Annotated in this window: 9 protein-coding genes; 6 read left to right on the plus strand and 3 right to left on the minus strand. The window is 62.5% G+C overall.

All coding sequences use genetic code 11. From position 1 onward, the window contains the following. Positions 1-76 precede the first annotated feature (76 nt). Positions 77-3,016, minus strand: coding sequence for a bifunctional [glutamate--ammonia ligase]-adenylyl-L-tyrosine phosphorylase/[glutamate--ammonia-ligase] adenylyltransferase (gene glnE, locus AC6I6U_RS00895; RefSeq protein WP_497880217.1), 2,940 nt, complete (start codon positions 3,014-3,016; stop codon positions 77-79). Between the two features lie 383 nt (positions 3,017-3,399). Between glnE and aceE the strand changes: the two genes are divergently transcribed. The 4 genes from aceE to msrA all read left to right on the plus strand — a co-directional run bounded on the left by aceE (position 3,400) and on the right by msrA (position 11,747). Beyond that, complete coding sequence (aceE, locus tag AC6I6U_RS00900; RefSeq protein WP_497880218.1) at positions 3,400-6,045, plus strand: pyruvate dehydrogenase (acetyl-transferring), homodimeric type; 2,646 nt, start codon at positions 3,400-3,402, stop codon at positions 6,043-6,045. Positions 6,046-6,056: 11 nt separating this feature from the next. Continuing rightward, the gene (aceF, locus tag AC6I6U_RS00905) at positions 6,057-8,009 is read left to right on the plus strand and encodes a dihydrolipoyllysine-residue acetyltransferase (RefSeq protein WP_497880219.1); all 1,953 of its coding nucleotides are present in this window, start codon (positions 6,057-6,059) and stop codon (positions 8,007-8,009) included. A 315-nt stretch (positions 8,010-8,324) separates the two neighbouring features. After that, positions 8,325-11,018, plus strand: coding sequence for a sensor domain-containing phosphodiesterase (locus AC6I6U_RS00910; RefSeq protein WP_497880220.1), 2,694 nt, complete (start codon positions 8,325-8,327; stop codon positions 11,016-11,018). An 81-nt stretch (positions 11,019-11,099) separates the two neighbouring features. Then, positions 11,100-11,747: a peptide-methionine (S)-S-oxide reductase MsrA gene (msrA, locus tag AC6I6U_RS00915; protein ID WP_497880221.1), complete on the plus strand. Its 648-nt coding sequence runs from the start codon at positions 11,100-11,102 to the stop codon at positions 11,745-11,747. 183 nt (positions 11,748-11,930) lie between these two features. Here msrA and AC6I6U_RS00920 read toward each other — a convergent pair whose 3' ends face one another. Then, positions 11,931-12,767 (minus strand): 23S rRNA (adenine(2030)-N(6))-methyltransferase RlmJ, encoded by an 837-nt coding sequence (locus AC6I6U_RS00920; protein WP_497880222.1) that lies wholly within the window; start codon positions 12,765-12,767, stop codon positions 11,931-11,933. Between the two features lie 147 nt (positions 12,768-12,914). On the opposite strand from AC6I6U_RS00920, the gene AC6I6U_RS00925 reads away from it, so the two are divergent. Both AC6I6U_RS00925 and AC6I6U_RS00930 read left to right on the plus strand, forming a co-directional pair. After that, positions 12,915-13,409, plus strand: a complete 495-nt coding sequence (locus AC6I6U_RS00925) for a DUF2165 family protein (protein ID WP_497880223.1) — start codon at positions 12,915-12,917, stop codon at positions 13,407-13,409. Between the two features lie 171 nt (positions 13,410-13,580). Next, the gene (locus tag AC6I6U_RS00930; RefSeq protein WP_497880224.1) at positions 13,581-14,849 is read left to right on the plus strand and encodes an O-acetylhomoserine aminocarboxypropyltransferase/cysteine synthase family protein; all 1,269 of its coding nucleotides are present in this window, start codon (positions 13,581-13,583) and stop codon (positions 14,847-14,849) included. Positions 14,850-14,920: 71 nt separating this feature from the next. Here the strand turns inward: AC6I6U_RS00930 and putP are convergent, their stop codons facing one another. After that, positions 14,921-16,405: a sodium/proline symporter PutP gene (gene putP, locus AC6I6U_RS00935; protein WP_497880225.1), complete on the minus strand. Its 1,485-nt coding sequence runs from the start codon at positions 16,403-16,405 to the stop codon at positions 14,921-14,923. Positions 16,406-16,783 lie beyond the last annotated feature (378 nt).

Here is a 16,783-nt window from a genome sequence, read left to right on the forward strand (position 1 = left end):
GTAGCCTCCCCGGTCTTTGCCCATGGCCGTCCCAGGTCCTGCACGAAACCACCCTGCGGCGAGTTCCGCTACAGCCCTAGCTTAGTCCCAGTTCAGCCCAGATCCGCATCACGCCGCGCCGTTCCACCACGAACTGGTCGCCACCGATGACGCCGGCCTCCTTTTGCAGGGCCTGGCGATGGGCAGCGGAACGGTAGGCCTTGTAGGCCTCGCGAAGCAGGCCAGCGTCGGTCGCGGGGATCAACCCGGCCTGTTCAAGCCCTTCTAGAATGCGGATATTATCCGTGTAGCGCAGTAACGCCGGGTGCTGTTCAGACCAGGCCAAAGTCGCGTATTGCACCATAAATTCGATATCGACGATACCTCCGGCGTCCTGCTTGAGGTCAAACGGCGCCGTCGCCTCGAAGGCATTGGCCGCTTTGCCGGCCGCAGTCGCCTTGCTGCCGAGGTTGTCACGCATCTTGGCGCGCATCTCGCTGACTTCCTGGCGCAGCGTCGGCAGATCCCGTTCGCGCCCCAGTACCGCCGCGCGCACTTTCTCGAAGGCCGTCCCGACATCCGGGCAGCCCACCAGCACCCTGGCGCGGATCAGCGCCTGGTGTTCCCAGGTCCAGGCCTCGTTCTGCTGGTAGCGCTCGAACGCACCGAGGGAACTCACCAGCAGGCCGGAAGCGCCGGACGGTCGCAGGCGCATGTCGACCTCATAGAGCTGGCCGGAGTTGGTCTGGGTAGTCAGCAGGTGAATGATCCGTTGCCCCAGGCGGGTGAAGAATTGCGCCGTGTCGATGGGCTTGGCGCCATCGGTCTCGGCATTCGGGTCGCCATCGTGGATGAACACCAGGTCCAGGTCCGAACCGTGCCCCAACTCGATCCCACCCACCTTGCCATAACCGACAATGATGAAGCCGGGATCGCACAAGGTGCCATCAACCCGCCGCGGCGAGCCGTACTTGCTTACGGTCTGGCGCCAGGACAGGGCCAGCACCTGCTCGAGAATCGCCTCGGCGAGCCAGGTCAGGTAGTCGCTGACCTTCATCAGTGGCAAGCTGCCCGAGATTTCCGAAGCGGCGACCCGCAGCCGGTGCGCCAGCTTGAAGTGCCGCAGGGCCTCCATCTGCTGCTCGAGATCGTCCTCGGGAATCCGCGTCAGGCGCTCGCGCAGCTCGGCCGCCAGCTCTGGCGCCAGCGGCGGCTTGAATAACCGACCCTCGTTGAGCAACTCGTCGAGCAGCATCGGAAAACGCGTGATCTGTTCAGCGATCCACGGGCTGGCGGCGCACAGGGTCAGCAATTGGCGCAGGGCGCCGGGATTTTCCGTGAGCAGCACCAGGTAGGCAGAGCGCCGGGCGACTGCCTCGACCAGCGGCAACACACGCTCCAGCACCAGGTCCGGGTCGGCATGTTCGACGGCCTGGGCCAGCAACCGTGGAATAAAGGCATCCAGACGCTCGCGACCGAGACGCTGCATGGCCCGCAGCTGCGGACTGGCGCGCAAGGCCGCCAGTTGCTTCAGCGCCTTGGGTGCGTCCTTGAAACCAGCCTCTTCCAACTGGCGACTGGCGGCTTCTTCATCCTGGGCCTCCTCCCACAAAGGCAGCCACTCGCCCCCCACGGCGACCTGGCACTCTTCGTTCTCATCCTCGTCCGGGTCGGCGATGACCTGGCGGAAATGCCAGTCGACGCGGCCCCGCCAGTACATCAATTGCTCGTGAAAGGCCGTCCAACTGTCGAAGCCGAGCATGAAGGCGATACGCGCCCGGTCCGCTTCATCATCGGGCAGCATCTGGGTCTGGCGATCGGCAATCGCCTGGATCGCATGCTCGGTGTAGCGCAGGAATTCATAGCCCGTGCGCAACTCGGCGACCACCGCCGCCGGCAGGTAACCCTGACCTTCGAGCGTACCCAGGACCTTCAGCAGCGGCCGTTGCTGCAGGCTCAGGTCGCGCCCGCCGTGAATCAGCTGGAACGCCTGGGCGATGAACTCGACCTCGCGAATGCCGCCGGAACCGAGCTTGATGTTGTCAGCCATGCCCTTGCGGCGCACTTCCTGCTGGATCAGCTGCTTCATGGTGCGCAGCGCTTCGATCGCGGAAAAGTCCAGGTAGCGCCGGTAGACGAAGGGACGCAGCATTTCCAGCAGATTGGCGCCAGCCGCCTGGTCGCCGGCCACCACTCGCGCCTTGATCATCGCGTAGCGTTCCCAGTCGCGCCCCTGGTCCTGGTAATACTGCTCCAGGGCATTGAAGCTCAGCACCAGCGCGCCAGCCGAACCATAGGGCCGCAGGCGCATGTCGACCCGGAAAACGAAACCGTCGACAGTGATCGGGTCCAATGCCTTGATCAGGCGCTGACCCAGGCGAATGAAGAATTCCTGGTTATCCAGTGCGCGCTTGACCCCGACCGTCTCGCCGCCTTCCGGATAGGCGAAGATCAGGTCGATGTCGGAGGACAGGTTCAACTCCACGGCGCCGAGCTTGCCCATGCCGAGGATGACCATCTGCTGGGGCTCACCGCTGCGCCGACCGGTTGGCGTACCGAATTGCTGGCAGTGCCGCTGGTACAGCCATTGATAGGCCTGGTCGATACTCGCATCGGCCATGTCCGACAGGTCGCGGCAGGTCTGCACCAGGTCGGCCTGGCGGGTCAGGTCGCGCCAGATGATCCGCACCTGCTGGCGATTGCGCTGGCGGCGCAACACCCGCCCCAGCTCGTCCTCGCTTTCAGCCTGCTGGACTGCGGCGGCGATCTGCCCACACAGTTCTCCTGGGGCGAACATCCGGTCCAGGTCGCCAAACTGCGCCAGTTCGAGCAACATCAAAGGGTCACGAACCGCCTGTTCAATAAAGAAGTCGCTGGCGGCGCTGACGCGGGCGAAGTCGGCCCAGCGCTCGGGCGACCACAGTGCCAGACCGTGATCATCGTCCAGCGCGGCAACGGCGGCGCGGAAGGACTGCTCGGCCCGGCTGACAAAAGGCTGGAGAATGGCCGGCAAAACGGCCAGTGCAGGTAGGCTCATGGTCTATCCTTGATCGGCGAACAAGCAGCCGCTAACGATGCGCACGAGAAAGACGCGCGGCAAAGGAGTGTCGAACAAAAGTTGGAAATAGCTGATAATCGGTTTTTTTTGGCAGCCAACATCAAGCACACACCTGACAAGGTTTATTTTCAACCAACAATATCGATTATTCTCACAATGAAACAGGAAGTTTTTCCACGCTGATCTGTAGTTTTACTACTCGTCTATACATTCGAAAGGCTGAAATGGCTGACGATTTGTAGTAAAACTACAGAACCCCGGAACAACCTCCGGAACATCCAAGAATTTATGTCGTCTGCCCACAAGGCCAGTCGCAAACTCAGGCAACCGATTCTGGAAGCCTTTCCGCCCTGGAGCAAGCCATGCAAGACCTCGATCCCGTCGAAACCCAGGAATGGCTGGACGCCCTGGAATCGGTTCTCGACAAAGAAGGCGAAGACCGTGCTCACTACCTGATGACCCGTATGGGTGAACTTGCGACCCGCAGCGGTTCGCAACTGCCCTACGCCATCACCACGCCATACCGCAACACCATTCCCGTCACCCACGAAGCACGCATGCCTGGCGACCTGTTCATGGAACGCCGCATTCGCTCGCTGGTGCGCTGGAACGCCATGGCCATGGTAATGCGCACGAACCTGAAAGATTCTGACCTGGGCGGTCACATCTCCAGCTTCGCCTCCAGCGCGACCCTGTATGACATCGGTTTCAACTACTTCTTCCAGGCCCCGAGCGACGAGCACGGCGGCGACCTGATCTACTTCCAGGGCCACACCTCCCCGGGCGTCTACGCCCGTGCGTTCATGGAAGGCCGCATCAGCGAAGACCAGATGAACAACTTCCGCCAGGAAGTCGATGGCCAGGGCCTGTCGTCCTACCCACATCCTTGGCTGATGCCTGACTTCTGGCAGTTCCCGACCGTATCGATGGGCCTGGGCCCGATCCAGGCGATCTACCAGGCACGCTTCATGAAGTACCTGGAACACCGCGGCTTCATCCAGCCAGGCAAGCAGAAGGTCTGGTGCTTCCTGGGCGACGGCGAGTGCGACGAGCCGGAATCCCTGGGCGCAATCTCCCTGGCCGGCCGCGAGAAGCTGGACAACCTGATCTTCGTCATCAACTGCAACCTGCAGCGCCTCGACGGCCCGGTTCGCGGCAACGGCAAGATCATCCAGGAACTCGAAGGCGTGTTCCGTGGCGCCCAGTGGAACGTGACCAAGGTCATCTGGGGCCGTTTCTGGGACCCACTGCTGGCCAAGGACGTCGACGGCATCCTGCAACGTCGCATGGACGAAGTCATCGACGGCGAATACCAGAACTACAAGGCAAAAGACGGTGCGTTCGTTCGCGAGCACTTCTTCAACACGCCTGAACTCAAGGCGATGGTTGCCGACCTGTCCGACGACGAGATCTGGAAGCTAAACCGTGGCGGCCACGACCCGTACAAGGTCTATGCGGCGTACCACGAAGCGGTCAACCACAAGGACCAGCCAACCGTCATCCTGGCCAAGACCATCAAGGGTTATGGCACCGGTGCCGGCGAAGCGAAAAACACCGCGCACAACACCAAGAAAGTCGACGTCGACAGCCTCAAGCTGTTCCGCGACCGCTTCGACATCCCGGTCAAGGACGAAGAGCTGGAAAGCCTGCCGTTCTTCAAGCCGGAGCCGGACAGCGCCGAAGCCCGCTACCTGAGCGAGCGTCGTGCCGCACTGGGCGGTTTCGTCCCTCAGCGCCGCGCGCAAAGCTTCAGCGTACCGACCCCAGACCTGGATACCCTCAAGGCCATCCTCGACGGCTCGGGCGACCGTGAAATCTCCACCACCATGGCTTTCGTGCGGATCCTCGCGCAACTGGTCAAGGACAAGGAAATCGGCCCGCGCATCGTTCCGATCATCCCGGACGAAGCCCGTACCTTCGGTATGGAAGGCATGTTCCGTCAACTGGGCATCTACTCGTCGGTCGGCCAGCTCTACGAGCCAGTCGACAAGGACCAGGTGATGTTCTACAAGGAAGACCAGAAAGGTCAGATCCTTGAAGAAGGCATCAACGAAGCGGGCGCCATGAGCTCCTTCATCGCCGCCGGTACTTCGTACTCCAGCCACAACCAGCCGATGCTGCCGTTCTACATCTTCTACTCGATGTTCGGTTTCCAGCGTATTGGCGACCTGGCCTGGGCCGCTGGCGACAGCCGTACCCGTGGTTTCCTGATCGGCGGCACCGCCGGCCGGACCACCCTGAACGGTGAAGGTCTGCAGCACGAAGACGGCCACAGCCACCTGCTGGCTGCCACCATCCCGAACTGCCGCACCTATGATCCAACCTACGGCTACGAGCTGGCGGTGATCATCCAGGACGGCATGAAGAAGATGACCGAAGAGCAGCAGGACGTCTTCTACTACATCACCGTGATGAACGAGTCCTATCAGCAGCCAGCCATTCCGGCCGGTGTCGAGGACGGCATCATCAAGGGCATGTACCTGCTCGAGGAAGACACCAAGGAAGCCGCCCACCACGTGCAACTGATGGGCTCCGGCACCATCCTGCGCGAGGTGCGCGAAGCCGCGAAGATCCTGCGCGAGCAGTTCAACGTCGGCGCCGATGTCTGGAGCGTTACCAGCTTCAACGAACTGCGCCGCGATGGCCTGGCCGTGGAACGCAGCAACCGCCTGCACCCTGGCCAGAAGCCGCAGCAGAGCTACGTCGAGCAGTGCCTGGCCGGCCGCAAGGGCCCGGTGATCGCCTCTACCGACTACATGAAGCTGTTTGCTGAACAGATCCGCCAGTGGGTCCCATCCAAGGAGTTCAAGGTCCTGGGTACCGACGGTTTTGGCCGCAGTGACAGCCGCAAGAAGCTGCGTCACTTCTTCGAAGTCGACCGTCATTTCGTGGTGTTGGCAGCCCTGGAAGCCTTGGCTGACCGTGGCGACATCGAGCCTAAAGTGGTGGCCGAGGCTATCACCAAGTTCGGGATCGACCCGGAAAAACGCAACCCACTGGACTGCTGAGGAGACCCCCTGTGAGCGAACTCATTCGCGTACCTGACATCGGCAGCGGTGAAGGTGAAGTAATCGAACTGTTTGTGAAGGTCGGCGACCGTATCGAAGCCGACCAGAGCATCCTGACCCTGGAATCGGACAAGGCGAGCATGGAAGTGCCCGCGCCGAAGGCCGGTGTCATCAAGAGCCTGAAAGTGAAGCTGGGCGACCGCCTGAAGGAAGGCGACGAGCTGCTGGAGCTGGAAGTCGAGGGCGCCGCCGCGGCGGCCCCTGCGGCTGCCCCGGCTCCTGCTGCCGCCCCAGCCGCGCCAGCGGCCGCACCTGCACCGGCGGCTGCTCCGAGCGCCGCCCCGGCTGCCGCTTCGGCGCAGCAGGTGCACGTGCCGGACATCGGTTCGTCGGGCAAGGCCCAGATCATCGAGATCTCGGTCAAGGTCGGCGACACCATCGAGGCTGATCAGTCGCTGATCACCCTCGAATCCGACAAGGCCAGCATGGAAATCCCGTCGCCGGCTGCCGGCGTGGTGGAAAGCATCAGCGTCAAGCTGAACGACGAAGTCGGTACCGGCGACCTGATCCTGGTCCTGAAGGTCGCTGGCAGCGCGCCTGCCGCTGCTCCAGCTCCAGCTCAAGCCGCCGCTCCAGCTGCCGCACCAGCGCCAGCAACGGCCCCGGCCGCGCCGGTCGCCGACAGCGTCCAGGACATCCACGTGCCGGATATCGGTTCGTCGGGCAAGGCCAAGATCATCGAAGTATCGGTCAAGGCCGGCGACACCGTCGAAGTCGACCAGTCGCTGATCACCCTGGAATCCGACAAGGCCAGCATGGAAATCCCATCGCCGGCTGCCGGCGTGGTGGAAAGCGTTTCCATCAAGCTGGACGACGAAGTCGGCACCGGTGACCTGATCCTGAAACTCAAGGTCAAGGGCGCCGCGCCTGCAGCCGCCCCAGCACCGGCGGCTGCTCCGGCTGCTCCGGCCAAGGCCGAGGCCGCACCAGCTGCTGCACCTGCACCCGTGGCTGCCCCGGCCGCCGCTCCAGCCGCTGCTGGCGCCAAGGTTCACGCCGGCCCGGCGGTACGCCAACTGGCCCGTGAATTCGGCGTCGAGCTGAGTGCCGTCAGCCCTAGCGGTCCGCACGGTCGCATCCTCAAGGAAGACGTGCAGGTCTACGTCAAGGCGATGATGCAGAAGGCCAAGGAAGCTCCGGCCGCTGCCGCTGGCGCAACCGGTGGTGCCGGCATCCCGCCGATCCCGGTCGTCGACTTCAGCCGCTTCGGCGAAGTCGAAGAAGTGCCGATGACCCGCCTGATGCAGGCTGGCGCCGCCAACCTGCATCGCAGCTGGCTGAACGTGCCACACGTGACCCAATTCGACTCGGCAGATATCACCGAACTGGAAGCGTTCCGCGTCGCGCAGAAGGCCGTGGCCGAGAAGGCTGGCGTCAAGCTGACCGTCCTGCCACTGCTGCTCAAGTCCTGCGCACACCTGCTCAAGGAGCTGCCGGACTTCAACAGCTCGCTGGCGCCAAGCGGCAAGGCGATCATTCGCAAGAAGTACGTGAACATCGGCTTCGCCGTCGACACTCCGGATGGCCTGCTGGTACCGGTCATCAAGAACGTCGACCAGAAGAGCCTGCTGCAACTCGCCGCCGAAGCGGCTTCCCTGGCTGAAAAGGCCCGGACCAAGAAGCTCTCCGCCGACGACATGCAGGGCGCCTGCTTCACCATCTCCAGCCTCGGCCACATTGGCGGCACCGGCTTCACGCCGATCGTCAACGCGCCGGAAGTGGCGATCCTCGGCGTATCCAAGGCAACCATCCAGCCGGTCTGGGATGGCAAGGCCTTCCAGCCGAAGCTGATGCTGCCACTGTCGCTATCCTACGATCACCGCGTAATCAACGGTGCCGCGGCTGCGCGCTTCACCAAGCGCCTGAGCGACCTGCTGGCGGATATCCGCACCATCCTGCTGTAACCGGCGACCCGGCCTCCCGCCAAGGAGGCCGGGCTTGCAGTGTTTTCCGAGCGCCACGCTCGTACCTCAACCCCGCCAAATGGCGGGGCTTTTTTTGCGCCATCCGAAATACGCGCAAACGCCCGACCTAGAGCGGTAGAAGCCGCTCACCCATCTTGCTCGACTGAAGATTTTCCAACTCCGGCCGATACATTGAAGGCACAGAGCCACTGTTCTGCTTGTCAGCCCGATCCGCTTAATGCAACCTTGCCCAATTCGCCAGGAAAAAGGCCTCTTCCCCCTGTGCGTGATCAGTACTCTTGAAGCGAGCTCTCAATGAAAAGCCAACCCGATGCCGCCAATAGATTGGCGGCCGAGGTAGTGACTCAGTTACCGGTGCCGTCGCGGCTCGGTATGCTGCGTTTCGAGCGGCTGAATGAAGCAAGCTGGGCCCTGCTGTTTCTCGATCCCAACTGCGAGCGCCAGTTCGGCCTGCCGGCCATCGAGCTTTGCGCCCTGGTCGGTTCGCCCTATGCCAGCCTGATGGAGCCCGAGGCGCGTTACCGCCTGCATGACGCGATCCAACTGCAACTGACGGAGAGCCCGCACTATCTGGTGCGCTATACCCTGCACACCGCCCAGGGCCCGCTGACCCTGCTGGAGATGGGCGAAGCCTACAAGCAGCACAACCGCCACCTGCTGCGCGGCTACCTGCTGGTCGTCGAAGGCCTGTTCGGCCTGGAGCCACAACCGCCACTCACCGACCTGGCGACCCAGAACAGCCGCCTGCAGATCGCCCTGGAGCTCAACCAGCGCGCCCAGCTGGACCAATTGCAGCATCTGGACCGGGTACGCTCCCAGCAGGACCTGATCCTGCGCCTGGCGCGCCAGCGCTACAGCGTGAACAACTCCTTGCAGGAGGCCGCGGAGCTGATCACCCGTAGCGCTTGCGACATCTACCAGATCGACAGCGCCAGCATCTGGAACCTCGAAGGGCAGCGCCTGGTGCCGATCTCCGCCTACCATCGCGCCAGCCAGGAATACGTCCTGCCGGACGTGATCGATGCGAGCAAGTTCCCCGATTACCTGGAAGCCTTGCACACCAGTCGCGCCATCGATGCGCACAACGCCACGCGCGACCCGCGCACCCGCGAAATGGCCGAGATTCTCCGGCCGCGCGACGTCAACGCCATGCTCGATGCCAGCATTCGCATCGACGGCCAGGTGGTGGGCGTGCTGTGCCTGGAACAGACCGGGCAGACCCGCGCCTGGCAATCGGATGAAATCGCCTTCGCCGGGGAACTGGCGGATCAGTTCGCCCAGGTCATCAACAACCACAACCGACGCACCGCCACCAGCGCCCTGCACCTGTTCCAGCGAGCGGTAGAACAAAGCGCCAACGCCTTTCTGCTGGTCAATTGCGACGGCATCGTGGAGTACGTCAACCCGAGCTTCACGGCCATCACCCAGTACAGCACCGAGGAAGTCCACGGCCAGAAACTCTCCGAGCTGCCGGCCCTGGAAAATCTCAGCGAACTGCTGTTCGATGCGCAATCGAGCCTGGCCCAGAGCAACAGCTGGCAAGGCGAGTTCAAGAGCCGCCGCAAGAATCTCGAGCCCTACTGGGGGCAACTGTCGATCTCCAAGGTCTATGGCGACAATCGTGAGCTGACCCACTACATCGGCATCTACGAAGACATCACCCAGACCAAGCTCGCCCAGCAGCGCATCGAGCGTCTGGCCTATACCGACAACCTGACCAACCTGGGCAATCGCCCGGCGTTCATCCGCAACCTCGACGAGCGCTTCGCCCGCGACAGCGACTCGCCCATCAGCCTGCTGCTGGTGGATATCGACAACTTCAAGCGGATCAACGACAGCCTCGGCCACCAGACCGGCGACAAACTGCTGATCAGCCTGGCCCGACGCCTGCGCAACAGCCTCAGCCCAAGTGGCAGCCTGGCACGGTTTGCCAGTAACGAATTCGCCGTACTGCTGGACGACACCGACCTGGAAGCCGGCCAGCAGGTCGCCAGCCAGTTGCTGACCACCCTCGACAAACCGATGTTCGTCGATAACCAGCTGATCAGCGTCACCGGCTCCGTGGGCCTGGCCAGCGCACCGCTGCACGGCCGCGATCCGCAGACCCTGATGCGCAACGCCGGCCTCGCCCTGCACAAGGCCAAGGCCAACGGCAAGCACCAGGTCCAGGTCTTCACCGAGGCCCTGAACGCCGAGGCCAGCTACAAGCTGTTCGTCGAGAACAACCTGCGCCGGGCCCTGACCCAGAACGAGCTGGACGTGTTCTACCAGCCCAAGCTGTGCCTGCGCAGCGGTCGCCTGCTGGGGATGGAGGCGCTGTTGCGCTGGAATCACCCGGAAAAGGGCATGATCCGCCCCGACCAGTTCATCAGCGTCGCCGAAGAGACCGGCCTGATCATCCCGATCGGCAAGTGGATCGCCCGCCAGGCCTGCCGCATGAGCAAGGCCCTCACCGCCTGTGGCCTGGGCAACCTGCAGGTGGCGATCAACCTGTCGCCCAAGCAGTTCTCCGACCCGGACCTGGTCGCCTCCCTGGCCAGCATCCTCAAGGAAGAACAACTGCCGCCTTCGCTGTTGGAACTCGAACTGACCGAAGGTCTGCTGCTGGAAGCCACCGACGATACCCGGCAGCAACTCGACCAACTGAAAAAAATCGGCCTGACCCTGGCCATGGACGACTTCGGCACTGGCTACTCGTCCCTGAGCTACCTGAAGAAATTCCCGATCGACATCATCAAGATCGATCGCAGCTTCATCCATGAGATCCCGGACAACCAGGACGACATGGAGATCACCTCCGCGGTGATCGCCATGGCCCACAACCTGAAACTCAAGGTGGTGGCCGAAGGCATCGAGACCTCCGAACAACTGGCCTTCCTGCGTCGCCATCGCTGCGACGTCGGCCAAGGCTACCTGTTCGACCGCCCGATTCCGGGGGCCGAGCTGATCCAACAGCTCAAGCGCTACCCGCGCGGACCTTTGGCCTGACAGCGCCGCAACACTCGGGCACACTGTCGGTCTACTTCATATAGCGACAGCTTATTTCAACCTGACTGAGAGGACTGCGACATGGTCTTGCGCTCGGAAATACTGGTGAACAAAAACGTGCTACCTACCAAAGAACAAGCCCTGCCGGGCCGTGAAACCCCGATGACGGTCCCGGACAAACACTTCGTCAACGGCAATCCGCTGCTGGGCCCATTCCCTGGCAACGTCGAGTTCGCGATCTTTGGCCTGGGCTGCTTCTGGGGCGCTGAACGGCGCTTCTGGCAGCGTGAAGGCGTGCACAGCACATCGGTCGGCTATGCCGGCGGCTTCACCCCGAACCCGACCTACGAGGAAGTCTGCTCGGGCCTGACCGGCCACAGCGAAGTGGTATTGGTGGTCTACGAACCGGAAATCGTCAGCTACGAGCAGTTGCTGGCGCAATTCTGGGAACTGCACGATCCGACCCAGGGCATGCGCCAGGGCAACGACATCGGTACGCAGTACCGCTCGGTGATCTACGCCACCAAGCCGGAGCAACTGGAAGCGGCGCAGAAGAGCGCCCAGGTGTTCCAGGCGGAACTGACCAAGGCCGGGCTGGGCAGCATCACCACGGAAATCGCCGAGGCACCGACCTACTACTACGCCGAGGCCTACCATCAGCAGTACCTGGCGAAGAACCCGGAAGGCTACTGCGGTATCCGCGGTACCGGGGTCAGCTGCCCGATCTGAGGAGCTGGCAGGCCCACTCCTGTGGCGAGGGGGCTTGCCCCCGCTGGGGTGCGAAGCACCCCTGAAGCCAGGCACCGCATTACACCAGAAAGAGCAGGACTGCTGATTTTACGGTTGCCACGCGACCGAGCAGGGGCAAGCGCCACAAAAGCCATCCAGTCCCTCAGATCCCGCCCATGGAGTTCACTCAGCAATCAGCCAATCCATCCGCCAGTCACCCTGGGTCTGCGCCAGCTTCTGCGCCAACCACGGCAACAGCTCACGCAACTCCTCCTCCAGTCCCCACGGCGGATTGGCAATCGCCAGACCCGAACCGTTCAGGCTTGCCGGCGTGTCCAGTGGATGCACCAGCAACTCCACCCGCAGCAGCTTCGGCGCACCGGTACCGGCCAAATCCTGGTAGAAGCGCTTGAGCGCCCGCTGGTCCTTGATCGGATACCAGATCGCCGCCACCGTCTGGCGCATGCGCCCGATCGCTTCCTTGAGCGAAGCGGCACACCGCTGCATCTCGTCCAACTGCTCGAACGGCGGATCGATGAGCATCACCGCACGCTTTTCCGCCACCGGCAGCAGCGCTCGCGCCAGGTGCCAACCCTCGCCCAGGTGCACGGCAACACGCCGATCGCTCTTCATGTTGTCCTTGAGCAGCTTGCCGTCTTCCGGGTGCTTCTCGTTGATCAGCACGCGGTCCTGCTCACGGGTCAGGCGCCGCGCCAGTTCCGGCGAACCCGGGTAGTAGCGCAATTCGCCGTCCGGATTCATCTCGTGCAGCACCCGCAGGTAGTCGGCGGTGACGGCAGGCAGGTCCGGCTCGCCCCACAGGCGGGCGATCCCTTCCAGGTATTCGCCGGTGCGACTGGCCTGGTCGCCCTTGAGGTCGTACAGGCCGATACCGGCATGACTGTCGAGATAGGCGAACGGCTGCTCCTTGCGCGCCATCAGGGCGATCAGGCGAGTCAGGACCAGGTGTTTCAAGACGTCGGCATGGTTGCCGGCGTGGAAGGCGTGACGGTAATTCATGGCAACTCCTGCGAAGGAGGCGAAGTTTACCTTGTGCTCCTGCCGCCGTCAGGTCGCAACGTACAAGCGGCAGGTTGTGCAACCGACATACTCGCCGGGGTGACGCATGTTAACGTCACGCCCTCTCACTCGAAGGATTCGAAAAAGATGACCACCCGCTACGCCAAAATCGTCCTGAGCCTGGCACTCGCCGCCTTCGCCTTCATGGTCACCTTCAACAACATCAGCGACTACGGCTCCAACTTCGCCTTCGTCAACCACGTGCTGAGCATGGACACCACCTTCCCGGACAACGCCGCGATGTACCGTGCGATCACCACGCCCGTCCTGTGGCACGCAGCCTACTGGCTGATCATCCTCGGTGAAGGGCTGACCAGCATACTGCTGGCCGTTGGCGCCCTATCGCTGTGGCGAGCCCGCAAGGCCGATGCAGCCAGCTTCGCCCGAGCGAAGAGAGCCGTCATCGCGGGTACGACCCTGGGCTTCCTGGTGTGGTTCTTCGGCTTCATGGTGGTCGGCGGCGAATGGTTCCTGATGTGGCAATCGAAGATCTGGAACGGCCAGGAAGCCGCCTTCCGGTTCTACATGGCCTTGCTCGGCGTGCTGATCTTCGTCAATCAGGCCGACAACGAGCCGGCTTAACCTGGATCACTTGCCGACCATGCGCCAGTAGCGGACACTGGCGCACCGGTTTGCGGTCCGATTGCGGGTACCCCACCCGAGGTCATTGGCGACTCAGGCACACGAGACCATTAAACGACCGCAACTGCCCGGCAGTGCTCAATTAATGGAATTTCACTGAGTCGAGACTTTATGAAAGACGCAACGATTGCGCTCCATCACGGTTTCAAGTCGGACCCGACCACCAAGGCCGTGGCCGTCCCCATCTACCAGAACGTCGCCTTCGAATTCGACAACGCCCAGCACGGCGCCGACCTGTTCAATCTCGACGTCCCGGGCAACATCTACACCCGGATCATGAATCCCACCAACGACGTGCTCGAACAACGCCTGGCGGCCCTGGAAGGCGGGATCGCCGCACTGGCCGTGTCCGCCGGCAGCGCGGCGATCCACTATGCGATCCAGACCCTGACCCGCGCCGGCGACAATATCGTTTCCACCCCGCAGCTCTACGGCGGCACCTATACCCTCTTCGCCCACCTGCTGCCGAGCTTCGGCGTCGAGGTACGCTTTGCCCGCGACGACTCACCCGAGGCCATCGCCGAACTGATTGACGACAACACCCGGCTGGTCTACTGCGAAAGCATCGGCAATCCGGCGGGCAACATCGTCGATATCGAGCGTTTCGCTCAGATCGCCCATGCCCACGGCGTACCGCTGATGGTCGACAATACCGTGGCCACGCCGATCCTGTGCAAGCCGATCCTGTTCGGTGCCGACATCGTCGTGCATTCAGTGACCAAGTACGTAGGCGGCCATGGCAACGCCCTGGGCGGAGTGATCGTCGACGCCGGCACCTTCCCCTGGACCGATCATCCGCAGAAGTTTCCCGGTCTGAATACCCCGGAAGCCGCCTACCACGGCGTGGTCTACACCGAGAAATTCGGCCCGGCAGCGTTCATCGCCCGCGCCCGCACCGTGCCGCTGCGCAACACCGGCGCGGCGCTGGCACCGATGAACGCCTTCCTGCTGCTGCAAGGCCTGGAGACCCTGGCCCTGCGCATGGAGCGCCATACCGAGAACGCGCTCAAGGTGGCAAAGTTCCTCAAGGCCCACGAGCAGGTCGCCTGGGTCAGCTACGCCGGCCTGCCCGACCATCCGCACCACGAGCTCGCGCACAAGTACATGAAGGGCAAGCCGTCGGCGATCCTTTCGTTCGGCCTCAAGGGCGGCTACCAGGCCGGCGTGCGCTTCTACGATGCACTGCAGATCTTCAAGCGCCTGGTGAACATCGGCGACGCAAAATCCCTGGCTTGCCACCCGGCCTCCACCACCCATCGGCAAATGACCGAGGAGGAACAGGCCAAGGCCGGCGTGAAGCCGGAGATGATCCGCCTGTCAGTCGGCATCGAGGCCATCGAGGACCTGCTCGAAGACCTGCAACAGGCACTGCAGGCCTGAAACGCAGCGGCCCGCCTCCAGAGAGACGGGCCGCCTTGCTCGCTACAGGGCTTGCAGCCCTATCCCACGGATCAGTGTTCCAGGCGGAACTGCTTCTCCGCAGCTTCGAAGCGTTCGATCATCTGCGCCGAAGGCTTGCCCATCTTGCTGACCACGTAGACCGCGATACTGGCGAAGATAAAGCCAGGGATAATTTCGTACAGGCCCAGCAGATTGAAGTGCTTCCAAACGATCACGGTGACCGCCCCTACCAGGATGCCGGCCAGGGCGCCGTTACGGGTCATGCCCTTCCAGACCACCGAGATCAGCACCACCGGACCGAAGGCTGCGCCGAAGCCGGCCCAGGCGTAGCTCACCAGGCCCAGTACGCGGTTTTCCGGGTTGGCGGCCAGGGCGATGGCAATCACCGCGACCAGCAGCACCATGGCCCGACCGACCCACACCAGCTCCAACTGCGAAGCGGACTTGCGCAGGAACGCCTTGTAGAAGTCCTCGGTCAGCGCACTGGAACAGACCAGCAACTGGCAGCTCAAGGTACTCATCACCGCCGCCAGGATGGCCGACAGCAGCACACCGGCGATCCAGGGATTGAAGAGGATCTTCGCCAGTTCGATGAACACCCGCTCGTGGTTTTCGCTGACCGGGCCCGCGACCTCGGGGTGCGCCGAGAAGTAGGCGATACCGAAGAAACCCACCGCCACGGTGCCACCCAGGCAGAGGATCATCCAGGTCATGGAAATGCGCCGGGCATTGGCGATCGACTTGACCGAATCCGCCGCCATGAAGCGCGCCAGGATATGCGGCTGGCCGAAGTAACCCAGGCCCCAACCCATCAGCGAGATGATCCCGACAAAGGTGGTGTTGCGCAGCATGTCGAAGTTGGCCGGATCCTTGGCCTCGATCGCCAGGAAGGTGGTATCGACACCACCGGTGGCCAGCAGCACGATGATCGGCGTGAGAATCAGGGCGAAGATCATCAGCGTCGCCTGCACGGTGTCGGTCCAGCTTACTGCCAGGAAACCACCGACGAAGGTGTAGGCAATGGTCGCCGCCGCACCGGCCCACAGCGCGGTGCCGTAGGACATGCCGAAGGTGCTTTCGAACAGACGGGCACCGGCAACGATGCCGGACGCGCAGTAGATGGTGAAGAACACCAGGATCACGATGGCCGCAATGACGCGCAACAGGCCGCTGCGGTCTTCGAAACGACTGGAGAAGTAGTCCGGCAGGGTCAGCGCGTCACCGTTGTGCTCGGTCTGGACCCGCAGGCGACCGGCGACGAACAGCCAGTTCAGATAGGCCCCGACAATCAGGCCAATAGCGATCCAGCTCTCGGACAGGCCGGACATGTAGATCGCACCCGGCAGGCCCATCAACAGCCAGCCGCTCATGTCGGAAGCGCCGGCCGAAAGCGCGGTCACGACACTGCCCAGACTGCGACCGCCGAGAATGTAGTCGGAAAGGTTGTTGGTAGAGCGATAGGCCATCAGTCCGATCAGGACCATCGCAGCGATGTAGATCACGAAGGTGATCAGGGTTGGGTTACTTACGCTCATTGAAAAGCCCTGGCATTGTTTTTATTCAGCGGCGATCCGCGACCGACGAAACGACAATGCTTGTCAGACGGTTAAACGGACCGGGCATTCGTGACTGATGTTTCCCCAGGAAAATCACCAGCCGGTGCCTCCCGTCGTAGGAGGTTGCACCTCGACCCAGCATGCTATTCAACAATACGAACGAGGCGCAACCTGTTTTACCTCCTCGAGTTGCACCTTTCGTCTTTTCCAATTTTTCCCACACGCGCTTACTTCTCCATGCAACGTAAGCCCCTGACTTACTGGTCAAAACCATAAAAGATCGATCATTCGTCAACATCCACAAACATTTCGTGCCAGGAGGGTGTTTATTTCCGATTAAAAAATGGGTTGCACCCG

Source organism: Pseudomonas sp. UTLPPB19802 (assembly GCF_059730225.1).

Excerpts from the sequence above, each read along its gene's own strand:
- glnE (WP_497880217.1), bottom strand. The coding sequence starts at position 3,016 with ATGAGCCTACCTGCACTGGCCGTTTTGCCGGCCATTCTCCAGCCTTTT.
- aceE (WP_497880218.1), top strand. The coding sequence starts at position 3,400 with ATGCAAGACCTCGATCCCGTCGAAACCCAGGAATGGCTGGACGCCCTG.
- AC6I6U_RS00910 (WP_497880220.1), top strand. The coding sequence starts at position 8,325 with ATGAAAAGCCAACCCGATGCCGCCAATAGATTGGCGGCCGAGGTAGTG.
- msrA (WP_497880221.1), top strand. The coding sequence starts at position 11,100 with ATGGTCTTGCGCTCGGAAATACTGGTGAACAAAAACGTGCTACCTACC.
- AC6I6U_RS00920 (WP_497880222.1), bottom strand. The coding sequence starts at position 12,767 with ATGAATTACCGTCACGCCTTCCACGCCGGCAACCATGCCGACGTCTTG.
- AC6I6U_RS00925 (WP_497880223.1), top strand. The coding sequence starts at position 12,915 with ATGACCACCCGCTACGCCAAAATCGTCCTGAGCCTGGCACTCGCCGCC.
- AC6I6U_RS00930 (WP_497880224.1), top strand. The coding sequence starts at position 13,581 with ATGAAAGACGCAACGATTGCGCTCCATCACGGTTTCAAGTCGGACCCG.
- putP (WP_497880225.1), bottom strand. The coding sequence starts at position 16,405 with ATGAGCGTAAGTAACCCAACCCTGATCACCTTCGTGATCTACATCGCT.